Origin of the sequence: Shewanella loihica PV-4 (assembly GCF_000016065.1) — a bacterium.
GTDB classification, from domain to species: Bacteria; Pseudomonadota; Gammaproteobacteria; order Enterobacterales; family Shewanellaceae; genus Shewanella; species Shewanella loihica.
In genome coordinates this window covers 1,586,231-1,604,285 of sequence record NC_009092.1, presented here as the reverse complement: position 1 = coordinate 1,604,285, position 18,055 = coordinate 1,586,231, and the positions used below count along the sequence as shown (strand labels likewise).

At 52.7% G+C, this 18,055-nt stretch carries 17 protein-coding genes; 2 read left to right on the top strand and 15 right to left on the bottom strand.

The features are described 5' to 3' along the window. Positions 1-189 precede the first annotated feature (189 nt). Positions 190-2,343, top strand: a complete 2,154-nt coding sequence (locus SHEW_RS07155; protein WP_011865195.1) for a hypothetical protein — start codon at positions 190-192, stop codon at positions 2,341-2,343. Next, entirely contained in the window at positions 2,343-2,699 is a 357-nt protein-coding gene (locus SHEW_RS07150) for an EscU/YscU/HrcU family type III secretion system export apparatus switch protein (RefSeq protein WP_011865194.1), read from the top strand. The genes SHEW_RS07155 and SHEW_RS07150 overlap by 1 nt, the downstream gene beginning before the upstream one ends. A gap of 30 nt (positions 2,700-2,729) precedes the next feature. Here SHEW_RS07150 and SHEW_RS07145 read toward each other — a convergent pair whose 3' ends face one another. The 15 genes from SHEW_RS07145 to fliR all read right to left on the bottom strand — a co-directional run bounded on the left by SHEW_RS07145 (position 2,730) and on the right by fliR (position 18,050). Next, positions 2,730-3,134: a DUF2802 domain-containing protein gene (locus tag SHEW_RS07145; RefSeq protein ID WP_190272426.1), complete on the bottom strand. Its 405-nt coding sequence runs from the start codon at positions 3,132-3,134 to the stop codon at positions 2,730-2,732. A gap of 134 nt (positions 3,135-3,268) precedes the next feature. Then, positions 3,269-3,763 (bottom strand): chemotaxis protein CheW, encoded by a 495-nt coding sequence (locus tag SHEW_RS07140; protein ID WP_011865192.1) that lies wholly within the window; start codon positions 3,761-3,763, stop codon positions 3,269-3,271. A 7-nt stretch (positions 3,764-3,770) separates the two neighbouring features. After that, complete coding sequence (locus tag SHEW_RS07135) at positions 3,771-4,760, bottom strand: chemotaxis protein CheW (RefSeq protein ID WP_011865191.1); 990 nt, start codon at positions 4,758-4,760, stop codon at positions 3,771-3,773. Next, positions 4,744-5,535: a ParA family protein gene (locus tag SHEW_RS07130; RefSeq protein ID WP_011865190.1), complete on the bottom strand. Its 792-nt coding sequence runs from the start codon at positions 5,533-5,535 to the stop codon at positions 4,744-4,746. The genes SHEW_RS07135 and SHEW_RS07130 overlap by 17 nt, the downstream gene beginning before the upstream one ends. Before the next feature lie 46 nt (positions 5,536-5,581). Then, the gene (locus tag SHEW_RS07125; protein ID WP_011865189.1) at positions 5,582-6,205 is read right to left on the bottom strand and encodes a hypothetical protein; all 624 of its coding nucleotides are present in this window, start codon (positions 6,203-6,205) and stop codon (positions 5,582-5,584) included. Next, positions 6,198-7,307 (bottom strand): protein-glutamate methylesterase/protein-glutamine glutaminase, encoded by a 1,110-nt coding sequence (locus SHEW_RS07120; protein ID WP_011865188.1) that lies wholly within the window; start codon positions 7,305-7,307, stop codon positions 6,198-6,200. The genes SHEW_RS07125 and SHEW_RS07120 overlap by 8 nt, the downstream gene beginning before the upstream one ends. 93 nt (positions 7,308-7,400) lie before the next feature. After that, on the bottom strand, positions 7,401-9,641 hold the full coding sequence (locus tag SHEW_RS07115) for a chemotaxis protein CheA (protein WP_011865187.1): 2,241 nt from the start codon (positions 9,639-9,641) through the stop codon (positions 7,401-7,403). A 15-nt stretch (positions 9,642-9,656) separates the two neighbouring features. Beyond that, positions 9,657-10,394: a protein phosphatase CheZ gene (locus tag SHEW_RS07110; protein ID WP_011865186.1), complete on the bottom strand. Its 738-nt coding sequence runs from the start codon at positions 10,392-10,394 to the stop codon at positions 9,657-9,659. Positions 10,395-10,407: 13 nt separating this feature from the next. Beyond that, complete coding sequence (gene cheY, locus SHEW_RS07105) at positions 10,408-10,791, bottom strand: chemotaxis response regulator CheY (RefSeq protein WP_011865185.1); 384 nt, start codon at positions 10,789-10,791, stop codon at positions 10,408-10,410. A gap of 42 nt (positions 10,792-10,833) precedes the next feature. After that, positions 10,834-11,553, bottom strand: coding sequence for an RNA polymerase sigma factor FliA (locus SHEW_RS07100; protein WP_011865184.1), 720 nt, complete (start codon positions 11,551-11,553; stop codon positions 10,834-10,836). Next, on the bottom strand, positions 11,546-12,427 hold the full coding sequence (locus SHEW_RS07095) for a MinD/ParA family protein (RefSeq protein WP_041406542.1): 882 nt from the start codon (positions 12,425-12,427) through the stop codon (positions 11,546-11,548). The genes SHEW_RS07100 and SHEW_RS07095 overlap by 8 nt, the downstream gene beginning before the upstream one ends. Positions 12,428-12,431: 4 nt before the next feature. Beyond that, positions 12,432-13,856, bottom strand: coding sequence for a flagellar biosynthesis GTPase FlhF (gene flhF / locus SHEW_RS07090; protein ID WP_011865182.1), 1,425 nt, complete (start codon positions 13,854-13,856; stop codon positions 12,432-12,434). An 11-nt stretch (positions 13,857-13,867) separates the two neighbouring features. Continuing rightward, entirely contained in the window at positions 13,868-15,967 is a 2,100-nt protein-coding gene (gene flhA / locus SHEW_RS07085; RefSeq protein ID WP_011865181.1) for a flagellar biosynthesis protein FlhA, read from the bottom strand. A gap of 152 nt (positions 15,968-16,119) precedes the next feature. Next, positions 16,120-17,253: a flagellar biosynthesis protein FlhB gene (gene flhB / locus SHEW_RS07080; protein WP_011865180.1), complete on the bottom strand. Its 1,134-nt coding sequence runs from the start codon at positions 17,251-17,253 to the stop codon at positions 16,120-16,122. Next, entirely contained in the window at positions 17,253-18,050 is a 798-nt protein-coding gene (gene fliR / locus SHEW_RS07075; protein WP_011865179.1) for a flagellar biosynthetic protein FliR, read from the bottom strand. Before fliR ends, flhB begins: the two co-directional genes overlap by 1 nt. Positions 18,051-18,055: the final 5 nt, after the last annotated feature.

Below are 18,055 nucleotides of genomic sequence, written 5' to 3'. Positions count from 1 at the left end.
ATATAAATTAGTTTCCTAATTAGTATTAACACGGCTAAAGTCACCAGCTATTGTTGACGATAAAGTATCAATACTAGACTACACAGTTTGGTTTTCCTTTTCAGATCGCTAAGGATACTCAGCTAAAGCGATAGGTCAAATTGAATTTTGTAATAAGACATTCATGGAGCATCAATTTGAGGTTAACAATTGAGTAATTCCCGTATCGACATGCCCGCCCCAGCGGTATCTGGCGGTGAGCTTCTCAATCAAACAGACAAGGCTGCTCAGGCCAAAAATATTCCGATTGAGGTAGCATCGACTCCTCAGGGCGACAAGCTCAGGCTCAATCATCGCGAGCTGGCTATCACCTATCAAGACAGCAAAGATCAGCAAAGCTTAAAACAAGATGCCGTCCGTCTTACAGTATTGACCCAATTGAGCGCCGCCGCGAATTCAAGCTCTATGTTAAGTGCTACCGTGCAGGCCCATGGAGAAGCTATCGCCCTACCCTTACCCAAAGGGCTGGTTGCCTATATCAATGCCAACCAGATAAGTCTGGCCCAGCTCACTAACTTCGCTAACCGCCCACAGGGCTACCCCTTAGGTGAGGTGCAAATAACCGCAAATCAGCTGTTTTTTAGCGCTCAACAGCTGGTTAGATTACCTAGCCCTCCCATCGCTGATGGTCAGTACCTAGCCAAAATTACCATGGATAATGGACAGTTAACCCTGGCTCTCACTCCTAAATTGGCAGAAGTGAATCTGCTGCTGACGCCTATGGGTAAAGAGGCGCTGCTGAGCAATACCAGCTCCCCCGCACTCTATCTATCATCCCAAGCTTCACAAGCACTTATCAGCAAACCTGAGTTAGCCAGCGCTTACCATCAGCTAATAAACAGCTTGGCAAAAACCTCGTTAACCCCAGAATCGTTAAATGGGCTTATCAGAGAGTTAACAACGCCAAAGGGGGCCGGTGAGCCCAGGCCAGGTCTTATGCCAAACAAGGCTGCTTCAAATCAAGTACCAGCAAATCAATCACCTTCAAATCAAGTACCAGCAATCAAGGCATCAACTAATCAGCAGATTAGCCAGATACCGCTTCAAACAGCCCAAAACAACGACATGGCAGCTATGACTTTCAGATCGCTGACAGGTAAGTCGCTTGCCTCAAGTCTAACTTCAGTAGCTGCTGTTGAGCCTAAAAGTACCCAGACCCAGCAGCTAAAAGATATTGCCCAAATAAATCAGAGCCAACTCTTTCAGAGGGTCAGCGCCATGGTTACAGGGATCAGGCTCGATGCTAACGATCAGCTTGTCCGCCATGCCATGCTCCAATCCATATCCCAAGCCACATCAGGTGAACAAGGAAACGCCAAGGCTAGCAGCCAGTTGCAATCTAGCCCTGCCGCGCTGGCTCAGCTTGCCGCCTTAGGAAAACAGGAAGGACAAATATCGCCAAGGGGCATAGCACCGCAATCAGCAGATATGAGCCAAACAACACAATCGGCAGCATTAAACGCTAAAGGGCTCAATTCCATGGAGCTAAATCATAGAGGGCTGAATCTCGCGCTCGGTCAACTCGCAGATAAAGCCATGCCGGCAGCTAAAGGCGCGCAGGGTCGAAACTTGCTGCAGTTGATGCAACAGCTTCTCCCACTCGCCTTCCCCAAGCCGCTTACCGAGTTAGCGAGTCCTAGCTCATTGAAACAGGAGCTTTTCGATAGCCTCATCGGCATCGCTGCGCCGGCAACTCCAGTATCTAGTCTTGCCAATATCACCAGCCATGCCGGCACCATAGGGGTACTGTTTCAGCTGCTCCTTGGCAGACAGGTGAAAACCCAGGCCGGCGGTAAAGCCACAAGCCAGGTACAAACCCTGCAGCAGCTAGCATCAAACAGCCAGCTACTCGGCCTACTCGAGAAAAGCGGCGGTCTCGAATCACTTGGCAAACTAGTATCTAACCTGTCCCTCTATCAGCAGGCGAGCAGCGATACGCCGCAGTCAACGAACTGGTACTTTACCCTGCCCTATATGATAGAGCACAGGCACGAGGAGCTTGAGGGGCACTTCAGCCAGGAAGCGCAGGAAAAAAACGCATCGCCCCACTGGCGGCTGCAGCTTAAGTTTAATCTGAGTCAGGCTGGACTATTGATCAACGCAGATGTTAAAGATGGGCGCTTGAACCTGGGCTTCACCTCAGAAGATCAGAGTCTGCTCGACAGTATCGAACAAAGACTCATGGGTCTGGAGCAGAAGATCCAGGCAATCGGCTTAACCCCAAACAAGATCCGCACCCAGGTTTCTCAGGTACCCGCCTCCTTACTACCAGGCGAGCACTACTTGGTAAAAATTAAGGCCTAATGATGAACACATACGACAATAAACCAGATGACTTACAAGGTGGTTCAGACAACAAACCACGCAGGCCCACTCAAGCTGCGGCGCTGCGCTATGACGGAAAGTTGGCCCCGCAAATCACAGCCAAGGGGGAGGATTTAGTCGCCGAGGAGATCATCGCCATCGCCAAGGAGGCTGGCATCTATATCCATCAAGATGCCAACTTGAGTAACTTTCTTCAAAAACTCGAGATAGGTGAAGAGATCCCCAAGGAGCTATATCTGCTCATCGCCGAACTGATCGCCTTCGTCTATATGCTGGACGGCAAGTTCCCTGAGCGTTGGGACAATATGCACAAAAGGATCATGCAAGAGGTGTAGTGTTTAGACAACTAATTCAATAAAGGAGCGCTATCGCCCCTTACCGTGAAGGCGCAGCAATAGTTCGGCCTCGGCCTTAGGCAGCTCACACTCCTTAACCAGCTCATCGATATCGGCGCCGAGTTCGACCATCTTCATCGCTCGGGTATAGAGCCTTGCCTGAGGTTCATCCGCCACCGTCTCATCGATGCGCGCCTCCTGCTTGGTCACCCGCTTTTCCAGCTCGAGCATGCGGCGACCAACGCCTATGGTGCCCGATCTCAGCTCCTGTAGCTCCTGCTTAACCGCCTCGCGCTGCCTATCGTTCTCTTTAACCAGCAGCGTCAGGGCGTCAATCTTGGCTCTGAGCTTGCTAGTTTGTTTTTGCTGATACAGCACCAGTGCGAGACAGGCAACCACATACAGTAATGCCGCGATTAAGATCTCATCGCCTATCATAAATGCCAACTCCATTAACCTTCATTTCTACGCTCGACCTTTTACAACACGAAAAAAGCCATCGAACTAGGCGACGGCTTTTTATCGTCAATGGCTATATCGTCAATGCACTATCGTCGACGGCTAAGCCCTTAAAGCTGAGCCAACTCCATCCACTCTTCATCAGAGAGTAACTTATCGAGATCCACCAGAATGAGTAATTCGTTATCACGATTGCTCACGCCTTGAATGAACTTGGCACTCTCTTCCGTGCCCACATTCGGCGCGTTATCTATCTCTGAGCCACGCAGATAGACCACTTCGGCGACACTGTCGACAAGAATCCCTATCACCTGCTTCTCTGCTTCGATGATCACGATACGGGTAGAGTCATCCACCTCGGCAGAAGGCAAACCAAAACGAGAGCGGGTATCGATAACGGTAACCACGTTACCGCGCAGGTTAATGATCCCCAGCACATAATGAGGTGCCCCAGGTACAGGTGCTATTTCGGTGTAACGCAGCACCTCTTGCACCTGCATCACATTGATACCATAGGTTTCATTGTCTAAACGGAAGGTTACCCACTGCAACACTTCATCATCTTTACCTGCGGCAACTGCCGCGACGTTTTTTGCATCTGCCATATTAACCTCAGCCAATAGAGTCCTGACTACCTAAACCCAAATTTAATAATTCAATCAGTGCCTGCACATGTAGAATGCCGCACATCTGTTCTTTTACGACGCCAGCCAGCCAAGGGCGTTTACCCGCTTTGGTACGCCAATTAACTTCTGACTTTAAAATTCTGACGGAATTCACCAGCGACTCACAGGCCAGCCCCCAATTACTGTCCTCTAAGAGTACAATATATTGGTAATCAACGGATTGCGCCAGTTTATCATCATATTTTTCCGGCATCACCCAGGCACCCGAATCGACAATATTGAGTTGCGAATCCCTGTGGGTCTGAACCCCAAGATACCAGGCCGGTCGCCCCATAATGTGATTGATCCGCTCCACCTTAACAATTCCGCCAAGGCTCACCAAGGGCACGGCCAACGTGAGACCCGCCACCTTGAAAAATAGCACCTGAAACTCATCGTCGAGCTGCTCGACTAGCGCCTCTGTCACCCCTGGTGGTGTCGCGCCAGTTTGCGTCTGTGGTGCCGCGGCCAGATCGACCTTTTCGGTTACAATTTCCTCTTGCTTAATACTAGCCGAAGTTTCTAATTTTTCTTCGATTTTTTGCTTAACTTGCGACTCAGATTTCGTTTGAACCGATACAGCTTGTGTCATCGTTTCGACGCTAGCAGGTTTGGTATCGAGCGTTTTGAGCTCGACCTTGCTTGCTGTTTGAGTCTCTGTCTGAGTAGCAATCTCACTCACCGGCGCCAGCAATTGCTCGAGCGCGAGCTTATTGAGTGGTGTCGGCGTAGCCTGAGTGACCACCGGGCGCGGTTTAGACTGTTCGGTAAGAGGCTGACGTTTTACTGCAGGTGCAGGGCCTCTCATTTGACCATTTTGTGCTATCGCCTGCTCGCCCTTTACTTCAGGCTTGTCGGCCGTGACGCTCTCTTCACCGGGCTCGGAGAGCAGCAAGGAAAAATAATTAAAGACCGCTTCGTCAACCGAGTTTGACATGCGCAAACTCCTTGGTCAGCAGGTGGTCGAGCAATCTCTCATAGGCCTTAACACCACGTGAATGGCTGGCGTAGTGCGAGGCTGGCAGGTGCGCCAGGCTGGCGTCACGAAACTTGGTATCCACAGGGATGACATCTGGCCAAAGTACATCGCCGTACTCTTCCCCCAGCTGCTGCAGGGCGGCGGGCGACGCCTTGGTACGTCTGTCGTACATGGTCGGAACGATTGTGTAGCTGTAGTTGGTGCTCTTAGAACGCCCCATGAGCGTCATGGTCTTGACCATGCGATCTAGCCCCTTGATCGCCAGAAACTCAGTCTGCACCGGGATAATGATGTGCTCGCTGGCCGCGAGGGCGTTGACCATCAACACACCTAATACCGGCGGACAATCGATGAGGGCGACGTCGTACTGGTCGGCGACTAAGGCAAGCAGGCGTTTAAGGATCAAGCCCATCCCTTCCTGATGGCCGAGCGAGCGATCCAACGTTGCCAGCGCCATGGTGGCCGGCAAGAGATCTATCCCTTCCACCTTAGTGGGAACTATATGGGCAAGCACCTGATCTTTATTCAGGTTCTTGTGTTTCAGAAACAGATCATAGAGCGAGGCGGGCACCTCTTCGGAATCTATGCCCAGGTAATAGCCCAAAGATGCGTGGGGATCCGTGTCTATCATCAAGACTCGTTTGCCCCGTTTTGCCATGGCGCCAGCCAGGCTCGCCACTGTGGTCGTCTTACCCACGCCCCCTTTTTGATTTGCTATGGTCCAGATCTTCAAGTAAAACCCCTTAAATCCTCGAGCGTATCGCCATCAGGTTATCGTTTTAATTATCTTCGCGAGTCGTGACTCGAATGCCGCCATGGGGCAGGCTTATTACTTTAACACCATCTTTATCTTCTGACAGCTTAACCGGCTGCGATGGCGTTTTACCATCCTGTGTCACCTTATCTGTGGCGCTGGCCACCTTTTGCTCGCGCTGGTTCTTGCTCAGATGTTCACTCTGGCTTGCTTCTTCAGCTCCCGCCTCAGGTAACAAGGGCGTTAGCCTGGTCTGATCCTGCTGTTCATTAAGATTAGCTGTCTGTTCATCGAGACTATCGGTTCGTTCACTATGTCTGTCTGTAAGACTAACTGCCTCTTGCCTGGCGATCGCCTCAGGCACGTCGGGGCCAATCTCGACTCTTACCTGGCTGCCAGGCTCGGCCTGCTTGATGATAGACTGAGTAAACTCTGGATTATTCTCCATCCAATCTGCCAAGGCCTTTGCCTGCTCGTCGGGCACCATCAGCAGCACCTGACTCTTCTCTAGCTGGGCTACCTTCTCCTCAAGCAAGCCATTCTTATGCCTCAGGTCGAGATAGAGTGATCCGGTCACCAGGCAGCAAACTAACAAGAGAAAAAACAGCAACAGCACTGTGGTGCTGAGGCCTTGTCGCTGCCTAGCCACGTCCGCTCTCGCGAATGATGGCCTCTGCCATATCATCGAGCGCTATCGACTGACTGGAGATCCCGGCGGCGGTCACCGCCTGTGGCATGCCGTAAACGACGCAGCTGGCCTCATCTTGAGCCCAGATAGTCGCCCCGACATTCTTAAGCATCCTGGCCCCTTCGCGGCCATCGGCGCCCATACCAGTCAATACCACGGCCAGGGTCTCACCGCCACTCAGCTTTGAGGCCGAGGCAAAGGTAATGTCGACACAGGGCTTGTAATTCATATCCATGCTACCGGCCACTATCTTGATGCGTCCAAAGCTGCCGCCACGCTCTAACATCATCTGCATGCCACCGGGTGCCAGGTAGGCGCAGCCTGCCCTGAGCTGATCGCCATTTTGCGCCTCTTTCACCTCGATGGCACACAGGCCATTTAAGCGCGTGGCGAAGGCGGGCGTAAAGGCTGCCGGCATATGCTGGATAAGCAAAATAGGATGAGGATAGTTCGCCGGCAGCTTGGTCAATATCCGCTGCAGCGCAACGGGGCCGCCGGTTGAGGTGCCGATCAATAAAAGCTTATATCTCTTACCGCTGGCGCGGGTAACAGGCGCGCTCGGACGCGTTGCAGGACGCTGCGCCATCTCTCTTGTCGGCGTCGTAGAAGCAGTTGTTGTCGCAGGCTTTGGTGGTACACTTCTTGGCAATATGGGGCGGAACACACGGCGGCGGCCCAGCGCCTTGATGCGCTGCTGCAACAGAGCGATCGCCTCATCCTTGTTGGTGGCAATATCTTCAAATCGCTTAGGAAGAAAATCTAACGCACCCGCTTCCAGGGCATCCAGGGTTGCCTTGGCGCCGTCGTGGGTAAGGGATGAGAACATCAAGATGGGGGTCGGACACTTCGCCATGATCTCACGCACGGCGCTGATGCCATCCATCACTGGCATCTCAATATCCATGGTGATAACTTGTGGCTTTAACTGCTGCGCCAACTTGACCGCCTCGGCGCCATTAGACGCCGTGCCTATGACCTCTAACTCCGCATCCTTGGTGACAATCTCACTGACTCGGCGACGAAAAAAGCTTGAATCATCGACAACTAATACTTTTATGGCCATTCAAATTCCTATCTGCAACAGGATCCTTGCCTAAACAAAGCGTGACGCCTCTGGGCATCACGCTGATCCTATAGCTCACTGTGCCGCTAACTGTTATTTCTTGTTCTTGGCGTAATGTTTCAATAAGCCGGGCACATCTAATATCAATGCGATGCCACCGTCAGAGGTAATAGTCGCGCCAGCCATGCCTGGGGTGCCATGTAACAAGGTGCCCAGAGGCTTGATCACTACCTCTTCCTGACCGATCAAGGAGTCAACCACGAAGCCTATCTGCATGGTACCCAGCTGCACTATCACCACGTGACCGTGCTGCTTGTCGCCATGCTTAAAGCTCACCGCCTTACGACTCAGCCAATGCTCGAGATAGAAGAGCGGCACGGCCTTTTCCCGCACAATCACAGTTAGCTGGCCATCGACAACATTGGTCTTGGTCAGATCCAGGTGGAAGATCTCGCTAACGCTCGACAGCGGCAGAGCAAATACCTGCTGAGCCACTTCCACCATCAGGGTCGGCATAATAGCCAGGGTGAGCGGCACCTTGATCTCCAGGCAAGTCCCCTTACCTTTTAAGGAGTCGATATGCACGGTACCGTTTAACTGAGTGATACGCGTCTTCACCACATCCATGCCGACGCCGCGGCCGGAAATATCGGAGATCTCCACCTTGGTAGAGAAGCCCGGGGCGAAGATAAGGTTATAGGCCTCTTCATCAGACATGCGCGCCGCAGCATCTTCATCGAGCACGCCGCGCTTGATGGCGATCTGCTTAAGCTTCTCGGGGTCCATCCCCGCGCCATCATCTTCAATCTTGAGCAGGATATGGTCACCTTCCTGACTGGCAGAAAGGGTAATAGTCCCGGTACGCGACTTGCCGTTAGCTTCACGCTCGTCAGGCATCTCGATACCATGGTCAACCGAGTTACGCACCAAGTGAACCAAAGGATCCGCAAGGGCTTCCACCAGGTTCTTATCCAGATCCGTATCTTCACCTATCATGCGAAGATCGATCTCTTTATTCAGGCTGCGCGCCAGATCCCGCACCACGCGAGGGAAGCGGCCGAAGACCTTCTTGATCGGTTGCATGCGCGTCTTCATCACCGCGCCCTGGAGATCGGCTGTCACCAGATCCAGGTTGGCCAGCGCCTTAGACATATCCTCATCATCGCGGGAAATCCCTAAGCTAAGCAGGCGGTTACGCACCAATACCAGCTCACCGACCATGTTCATGATCTGATCCAGGCGCGCGGTATCGACGCGCACTGTGGTTTCCGCCTGAGGCATATTGGTCGCTGGCGCCTTTGCCGCAGCCTTCTCTTTCACCACAGGCTTAGGAGCTGGCACCTCCACGGGTTGCGACTTAACGCTGCTTGGCGCCGGGGTGGCGACTTTATTCGGCGCAGGGGCTGCTGGCGCCTTAGCGGCAGAAGCTACTGGTTTGCTTGTCTCACTGCCAGGGCCAGCACCGGCGCCATGCAGCTCATCGAGCAGCTTTTCAAATTCATCGTCGGTGATCTCATCGGCGTCCACCGGCGGCGAGGTCGGCTCTGGCACCTTGGCAATAGGAGCCGAAGGGGCCTGAAATTTACCCGAGCCATGCAGTTCATCGAGCAGCGACTCGAACTCATCGTCTGTGATGTCGTCGCTATCGCTCGCCTGAATCGGCGCCACACCTGCAGGCGCCGTACTTGATGGCCCCTTACCGCTGCCATGAAGGGCATCGAGCAGGGCTTCGAATTCAGATTCATCGATCTCATCGATATCGCCTTCTCCGGCGATAGAGGTCACGGGTGCATCGCTTACCGGCTCGTCGAACAGTTCGACACCGTCATCGAGCGGCATATCAAATAGCTCTATACCGTCGTCAGCTGGTATTTCGACAGCCGGTTCGGCCGGCGTCTCGGCAACGGCTTCAACTGATGCCCCGCCCTGCTCAGATGGCAATAAGCCACCAGAGCTCAATAATTTAAGATTAGCTAACAGGCCTTCATCGGCAGGGCTTTGCTCGACACCCGCCTGGGTCTCGGCAAACATAGAGTTGATGGTGTCGACGGCCTGGAGAATGATATCCATCAGCTCGGCAGAGACACTACGCTTACCCGTGCGCAACAGGTCGAAGGTGTTTTCCGCTTCGTGACAAACATCCACCATGGGCGTCAGGCTCAGGAAGCCGGCGCCGCCTTTAACGGTATGGAATCCACGGAAGATGGCATTGAGTAGTTCGGTGTCGTCGGGGTTATTTTCTAACGCCACCAGCTGTTCAGAGAGAAGCTCAAGGATCTCGCCCGCTTCAATCAAAAAGTCCTGCAGTATCTCTTCATCAACATCAAAGGACATTCATATGACTCCTACTTAGAAACCTAGACTCGACAGCAAGTCATCGACTTCATCTTGCCCTGTCACGACATCATCACGCTGATCAGCGTTCATAATAGGACCTTCAGCTTCGACACACTTCTCTGATGCACGGGGTTTATCCGTGGCGGGCTGCTCGCCAAATACGGTCAACATAGAGACCAGGTTACTCTCAACCTCTCGCACCAGCTCGATCACCCGGCGGATCATCTGTCCGGTCAGATCTTGGAAGTCCTGGGCCAGCAATATGTTGTTGAGTAACTCTTTTAAACGATTGGAATCGGATTCGCTGCGCTCGATAAACTGCTGAACATCATGGCAGAGCGCCTTAAATTCGTGCAGCTGAATATCGCGACGCATCAGGCGATCCCAAGAAGGCTTAACGGCCTGTACGTTCATGGTAAGGGCATCTGCAAGAGGCAGAGACTCTTCGACGGCGTCCATGGTTTTATTGGCGGCCTGCTCCGTCATGTCGATGACATAATTGAGGCGCTCTTTGGCATCGGGAATTTCGCTATTGGCCAGCTCCACGAGACGACCGTCCACCTGAAAGTCCACTATGGCACTGTGAAGCTGACGGGTTAGGCGACCCACCTCGTCAAACAGCTCTTTCTGAATCGGGCTGGCGATATCGCGAATTAGCTCATCGGCCATCTCTTGTTGACCCGCCTCTAGCAGATCAACGAGTTGCTTGGCCTGTGCTAGATTGATCAGCCCTGAAGTTTCTGCCTGCATAGCTCAACCTTGATTAACCGAGTCGTTCGAAAATTTTGTCTAACTTCTCTTTCAATGTCGCCGCAGTAAAAGGTTTCACCACATAGCCATTCACACCGGCCTGCGCCGCTGCAATGATCTGTTCCCTTTTTGCTTCCGCAGTCACCATCAACACAGGAATGTGCTTCAGGTTGTCATCAGCACGGATAGCCTTTAACAGGTCGATCCCCTGCATGCCAGGCATATTCCAATCGGTCACGACAAAGTCAAAATCGCCTTTTTGCAACATAGGCAAGGCTGTCGAACCGTCATCTGCTTCCTGAGTGTTATTAAAACCCAAGTCTCTCAACAAGTTCTTGATGATGCGTCTCATTGTTGAGAAGTCGTCAACAACGAGAATCTTCATATTCTTGTCCAAGGTTTCCTCCGCGGAGCTGTTTTTATATTGCTCATGTAATCGTTATATTTTGGTCCAATGCTTGAGTTTAGCTTTGAGTCTGAGCATCGCCTGGCTGTGTATCTGGCTTACTCGGGATTCGCTTACATCAAGTACGGCACCGATCTCTTTTAAATTTAATGCTTCGTCATAATATAACGACAAAACTAATCCATCTCTTTCTGGCAGTAATTTAATCGCCTCGACGAGGGCCTCGTGGAACTGTGTCTCTGCCAGTGACTCAAATGCGTCGTCCTGATGATCGTCTTCCTGTCTTACTACATCGACCGATACACCAAGATCTTCAATTCCAACTACTTTCCCGACGGAAACATCATTAAGAATATGATGGTACTCATCGAGCGTCATATCAAGTCGATCCGCAATTTCATTGTCTTTTGCGTCACGTCCAAGTTCTTGTTCTAGCTCGTCAATCACCTGGGCTATGCGTCGCTGATTACGGTGAACCGACCTGGGTACCCAGTCTCCTCGCCTAATCTCGTCGAGCATGGAGCCGCGAATACGTATACCGGCGAAGGTTTCAAACTTGGCACCCTTGCTGCCATCGAACTTGGCCGAGGCTTCAAGCAGGCCCATCATACCTGCTTGTAACAGATCATCCAATTGCACCGAGGCGGGTAGACGAGCGAGTAAATGGTGAGCAATCCTTTTTACCAACGGTGCATACTGTTCGACAATAGAAGCTTTGTTATCTAAACAAGTATACGCAGCGGCTTTACTCACTCGTACGATCCTCTTGATATTCGGGACGTTGAACCAATCGCTCTACAAAGAACTCCAGGTGTCCGCCCGGTTGTTGTGGCACTGGCCAGCTAATGATCTTATTCGCTAGGCCGTGATAAGCAATTGACGCCGGTGACTTAGGAAATGCCTCGACGATCAACTTTTGTTTACGAACTGATTTGCGAAGGTTTTCATCGAAGGGGATAGTCGCAACCAGCTCCAGGGCCACGTCGAGAAAACGGTCGGTTACCTTGCTAAGTTTAGCAAACAACTCCATCCCTTCTCGCAAACTTCTAACCATGTTTGCCACAATCTTAAATCTGAATACGCCATGCTCACGGCTAAGAATCTTAATCAAAGCATAGGCGTCGGTAATAGAGGTCGGCTCGTCGCACACCACAACCAACACATCTTGAGAGGCGCGAGAGAAGCTGAGCACCATGTCTGAGATACCTGCCGCTGTATCGACCACCAGGATATCAAACTGGGTCTTCATCTCGCTGAAGGCACGGATCAGGCCCGCATGCTGGGCCGGTGTCAGCTCGACCATGGCCTGGGTGCCAGAGGTGGCTGGAATAATGCCAATCCCCTTTGGACCACGTACGATAATATCGTCAAGGTCAGCGTCGCCAGATAATACGTGGGAGAGATTGCGCTCGGCTCTCAGGCCCAACATGACATCGACGTTGGCTAGCCCCAAGTCGGCATCGAGCACAAGCACACGCTTGCCCTTCTCGGCCAGGGAGACGGCGGTATTGATCGACACGCTGGTTTTACCTACGCCACCCTTACCACCGGTTACGGCAATTACTTTTACTTTTTCGTTATATGGTTGATTCATCATACGTAAACCGCTTGCTTGATCCCGACTCATTATATTACTCAAATGCGTAGGCCTGTTCATATGACCTTTCGTTATTCTGTATTGGTTGCACTTTCTTTTCGAGTACCGACAGGGCCTTGTTGGCTAAGGCTAAGGTGTCGGCCACTTGCATATCTTCTGGCACTCTTTGTCCATCGGTGACATAACTCAAAGGTAATCCACTTTGAATCAACACACTCAACGCCGGTGCCAAGGCCACTGATTCATCTAATTTGGTCAAAATCGCGCCGGATAATGGAATCCGGGTAAACTGCGCGACGGCATCTTCAAGCACTCTTCTTTGACTTGTAGATGACAGTACCAGATAACTGCGAATAGGTAATCTGCTATTTGCAGTTAAATTATCAAGTTGCTGGAACAATCTCACATCTCTCTGTCCCATGCCCGCCGTATCTATCAATACTAGCTTGCGATTGCGGAACTGATAAAGAATTTGTTCCAACTCATTGAGATCATGAGCTTGCTTGACCGGGCACCCCATTATTTTGCCATAGGTTGCCAGCTGCTCATAGGCTCCAATGCGATAATGATCCGTTGTAATGAGTGCAACTTGATCTGAACCATGCTGCGCGGCGAATCGAGCGGCTAATTTTGCGACACTCGTCGTCTTACCCACACCAGTTGGGCCCACGAAGGCGACCACACCGCCCTGACGAACGATGTCGTCCCCCTGGTTGTCGAGCATGTTCGCCAGGCTGCGTGGCAAGGCCTTCACCAAGTCCGCTGGCACATAGTGCTCGCTCAAGGCCGATAACTTGGCGGCGACCTCAGGGCTAAACTCGGCATCCAGCAGGCGGCTCTCTAACATGGCGCCCACAGGATCCAGACGACTCTTCTGCTCAGTCAGCAGTGAGGTCACCTGATGTGTCAGTAGGTTGCGAAGTGATGCCAGCTCTTCACGCATAGACTCGATCTCGCTGGCCGGCGCGCTCTTATCACGCTTGGCACGGTTAAAATTCTGGCTCTCGTGTGTGTTGGCATGGGGATTAGCCTGCATGCCGCCATGCATATTAGGCGCGGCCATTTCATCGCTTGGCGCCTTCAATCCCTGGGCCCAGGCAGGCATCTCGAGTGCTTCATTCGATTGGCTTAATTGCTGACTGACGCGATTTTGTTGACGCTCGAGCAGCGCTTGCAGCGAATCGGCTACGGGTGATGGCTGTTTTTTTGACTCTGTCTTAATGGGCTGACGACCGATAGAAACCTTCTCCTCGGCCAGATCGAGAAAGCTGGGTGACAAAGGCGCGGCATCATTTTTCGCCACGCTCGGCTTAGGCTCATCGTAGTCTACCGCGGCGACGATCTCGATACCGCCGGTAACTTTCTTGTTCGACATGATCACCGCATCCGAACCTAATGTCTCTTTCACCTGGGCCAATGCAGAGCGCATATCTTTTGCCAAAAAACGTTTTATTTTCACTTAAATACCCTCTACTGGCCGACCGCTGATACGATGCGAATTTGTTTCTCATCGGGTACCTCTTGGTAAGAGATCACCCGCAGATTTGGAATCGTATGTTTAACAAAACGCGACAGCGTCGAACGTAACATACCCGATGTCAGTAGGATGGCTGGTTGGCCCACCATCTCCTGACGCTGGGATGCGTCGAGTAACGACTTTTGCATCCTCTCGGCAAGGCTAGGTTCGATATTCGGCCCCTCGCCTCCCGTTGCCTGCATAGACTGATGCAACATCTGTTCCAATTCGGGCGCCAAAGTAATGACAGGAATTTCCGGCTCTGGACCGCTTATTTCTTGAACAATCATGCGTTTAAGTGCAATACGTACAGCAGCGGTAAGCACCTCGGTATCGTTACTCTTAGGCCCGTACTCGAGCAGAGTCTGAACTATGGTCTTAAGGTCGCGGATCGACACGCCTTCGTTAAGCAGGTTCTGCATCACCTTGACCACAGTGCCCAGCGGCAAGACATCGGGAATGAAACCACTGACCAGCTTAGGCGAATGCTTGGCCAGCATATCCATCAGCTGCTGCACCTCTTCGTAGCCCAGCAGCTTGGAGGCGTTATTGGTTAACAGCTGACTCAGGTGAGTCGCCACTACGGTAGCGGCATCCACCACGGTATAACCTAGAGTCTGAGCATGTTCTCTGAGCTCAGGGGCGATCCATACCGCCTCTAAACCAAATGCGGGATCTGTGGTCTCGACACCATCTAGTTTGCCGTAAACCTGACCTGGGTTGATGGCCAGTTCACAATCGTGACGAATATCCGCCTCACCTGAGGCCACACCCATCAGGGAGATCCTATAGGTGTTTGGCGCCAGATCCAGGTTATCGCGAATATGCACGGCGGGAACAAGAAAGCCCAGCTCTTGAGAGAGCTTCTTACGCACGCCCTTGATACGTCCAAGCAGCTCACCACCCTGGCCCTTATCCACCAGCGGGATCAGACGATAGCCCACCTCCAGACCAATGGTGTCCACCTGCTGCACATCATCCCAGCTAAGCTCTTTGGGCTTGGCATCGCCGGGAGTCGCTGGTGAGGACTTGGCGATCTCCAAGGCACGTTGTCTGTCGAGATCTTTCTTACGATGCAGAAAATAGGCACCACCCGCGGTGATCAGGCCAAAGCTGAGAAAAGCGAAATGCGGCATGCCAGGCACTATGCCCATGGTCAGCAGGACGCCGGCGGCGATGGCCAGCGACTTAGGGTTGTCGAACATCTGGCTCATAACCATCTGTCCCATGTCGCCAGATTCGTTTTGACGGGTCACCATCAAGGCCGCCGCGATGGAGAGCAAGAGACCAGGGATCTGCGCCACCAGGCCATCACCGATAGTCAATAGGGTGTAGATCTCAACCGCAGAGGAGAAGTCCAGCCCATGCTGGGCCATACCTATGACGAAACCGCCCAGGATGTTGATCACCAGAATCATGATACCGGCGATGGCATCGCCTTTTACAAACTTGGAGGCACCATCCATCGCACCATAGAAGTCGGCCTCCTTGGTTACTTCGGCGCGGCGAATACGCGCCTGATCTTGATTAAGGATCCCGGCGTTAAGGTCGGCGTCGATTGCCATCTGCTTACCTGGCATGGCATCTAGTGTGAAGCGAGCGCTCACCTCTGAGATACGTCCGGCGCCCTTGGTTACCACGGCGAAGTTGATGATGATCAGGATAAGAAACACCACCAGACCCACGGCATAGTTACCGCCAATCACCACTGAGCCGAAGGCCTCAATCACCTTACCGGCGGCGTCGCCACCGTTGTGCCCCTCGAGTAAGACGATACGGGTCGAGGCGACGTTAAGCGCCAAACGCAGCAAGGTAGCAACCAGCAGCACTGTGGGAAAGGCAGCAAAATCCAGGGGGCGGTCGGTATAGATGGCCACCAGCAAGACCACCAGGGCCAAGGCGATATTAAAAGAAAACAGGATATCCAACAGGAAGGCCGGCATGGGCAAGACGATCATCGCCAGCGCCGCAAGCACCAATATGGGCGTACCTATCCCTTTAAAATTGGCGGGTTTTACCTGTTTTATCTGACCGAGCGTTGCTTTCAAATCCATCAATCTAGCGCCTGAACTTTGACATCTAGCTAGGATTCAGCAAAAAGTACGCCAACTTAAGGCCGGCTTAGTTCGCAGCGACTCGAGCGGATAACAAACGAACAAATATCAGACAGTACAGACGCAAAATAAGAGTTAACCAACTTAAAGCGTTAGTATTTTAGCTCATCAGGGATCGGCTGATTGATAGGGATAGGTGTCGGACGCTTACCACCTTTTTGCTGATATTGACGCAGTTGGAACACATAAGCCAATACCTGGGCCACGGCAGTAAACAGCCCCTCGGGGATCTCCTGATCTATCTTGGTGGTGTGATAGATGGCCCTGGCCAATGGCGGCGCCGAGACGATGGCTACATCATGCTCGCGGGCGATCTCACGGATCTTAAAGGCCACATCGTCTACCCCCTTGGCAAGCACATAGGGCGCGGCGGCCTTGGTCACATCATATTTTACCGCCACAGCATAGTGCTCTGGGTTGACCACAATCACGTCGGCATTGGGCACCTCGGCCATCATGCGCCGCTGCGCCATCTCACGCTGCATCTGACGCACCCGGCCTTTCACCTCAGGCTGACCCTCGGTGTCCTTGTACTCGTCCTTGATCTCCTGCTTGGTCATTCTCAGCTGTTTATTGTGGTTCCAGATCTGAAACGGCACATCGATCACCACGATGATCACGGTAGAGGAGCAGAGCACAATAAACATCCACACCAGCAGATCCAGGGCGTTATAGACATTGCCCGGCAGATGCCCCTGGGACAGGGTAAGAATATCGTTGAAATAGTAGCTCAGCAGCAGATAGGCCATCAGGGCCACCACGGAGAATTTGGCGATTCCCTTAGTCAGCTCCACCAGGGCTTGTACCCCGAACATACGCTTAAAGCCGCTGATGGGATTCATCTTATTACCCTTGGGCATGAACGCCTTGGCGGAGAAGGTTATCCCACCGAGCACCACGTTACCCAAGAAGGCGATAAAGGCGAGAAACAGCACGAAGCTGGCCATAGGGATCGCCAGCTCCTTGAAGACCATCATCCAGATATTGAACAGGCTATTGGTGTCGTAGATCTCCTGTCTGCTCATGGTAAACAGCTTGGTCATCACGCTCATCAACGACTGGCCCAGGCTCGGCCCTATGACGGCAAACCCTACCGCCGCCGACATCAACACAGCTGAGGTGCCCAGCTCCTTAGATCGGGCGACCTGCCCTTTCTCTCGCGCCTGTTCGCGTCGCCTGGGGGTCGCCTCTTCGGTCTTCTCCTGACTGGTATCGTTATCGGCCATCAGAAGCTCCCAGCAGTGCTACATTGCAGCTGCACCAGATCGCACAGCAACAACTGGGCCGAACGCCAGACCTCGTCGAAATGCGCCATAATAGGCGTCAAGGTCAACCAGAGAATAATCAAACCACTCACCATGGTCACGGGGAAACCGATGGCGAAGATGTTAAGCTGCGGCGAGGCGCGGGTCATCACCCCGAAAGAGAGGTTGATCAGCAAGAGCGCCACAATCGCCGAGATGGACATGGTCAGCGCCGCACCGAACATATAGGCGCCCCACTCCGCCAGACGCCGATAGCTAGCGATGCTTATTCCTTGCATGGACACGGGAATGGTATCGAAGCTGGCCACCAACATGCGGATCATCACCAGATGACCATCCACCGCCAAGAAGATCATGGTCGTCAGCAGCAAGAAGAAGTTACCGATAACCGGGGTCTGCTGGCCTGAGCCGGGGTCCACCATGGAGGCGAAACCTAAGCTGGTCTGCATGCCGATGATCTGTCCGGTCAACACGAAGGTCTGCATGATAAGCAAGGTGACAAACCCCATGGCAACGCCAATCAAGATCTGCTGCACGGTCACGAACACGGCGCCTAATGAAAATAGCTCGACCTCGGTATTGACCGGCAACATGGGGGCGATGGCGAAGGTGATCGCCACCGAAAGCAGCAGGCGCACACGGGTCGGTGTGGTATTGGCGCCAAATACCGCCATCACCATCAACATGCTCGACACTCGAAACAGCGGCCACATATAGGCCGACAGCGTCTGCATGATAGTCGATAGCAAGATCTCCATCTCAG

Coding starts and splice junctions, on each gene's coding strand:
- SHEW_RS07150 (WP_011865194.1), top strand. CDS start 2,343: ATGATGAACACATACGACAATAAACCAGATGACTTACAAGGTGGTTCA.
- SHEW_RS07140 (WP_011865192.1), bottom strand. CDS start 3,763: ATGGCAGATGCAAAAAACGTCGCGGCAGTTGCCGCAGGTAAAGATGAT.
- SHEW_RS07135 (WP_011865191.1), bottom strand. CDS start 4,760: ATGTCAAACTCGGTTGACGAAGCGGTCTTTAATTATTTTTCCTTGCTG.
- SHEW_RS07120 (WP_011865188.1), bottom strand. CDS start 7,307: ATGGCCATAAAAGTATTAGTTGTCGATGATTCAAGCTTTTTTCGTCGC.
- SHEW_RS07115 (WP_011865187.1), bottom strand. CDS start 9,641: ATGTCCTTTGATGTTGATGAAGAGATACTGCAGGACTTTTTGATTGAA.
- SHEW_RS07110 (WP_011865186.1), bottom strand. CDS start 10,394: ATGCAGGCAGAAACTTCAGGGCTGATCAATCTAGCACAGGCCAAGCAA.
- SHEW_RS07095 (WP_041406542.1), bottom strand. CDS start 12,427: ATGAGTCGGGATCAAGCAAGCGGTTTACGTATGATGAATCAACCATAT.
- flhA (WP_011865181.1), bottom strand. CDS start 15,967: ATGGATTTGAAAGCAACGCTCGGTCAGATAAAACAGGTAAAACCCGCC.
- flhB (WP_011865180.1), bottom strand. CDS start 17,253: ATGGCCGATAACGATACCAGTCAGGAGAAGACCGAAGAGGCGACCCCC.
- fliR (WP_011865179.1), bottom strand. CDS start 18,050: ATGGAGATCTTGCTATCGACTATCATGCAGACGCTGTCGGCCTATATG.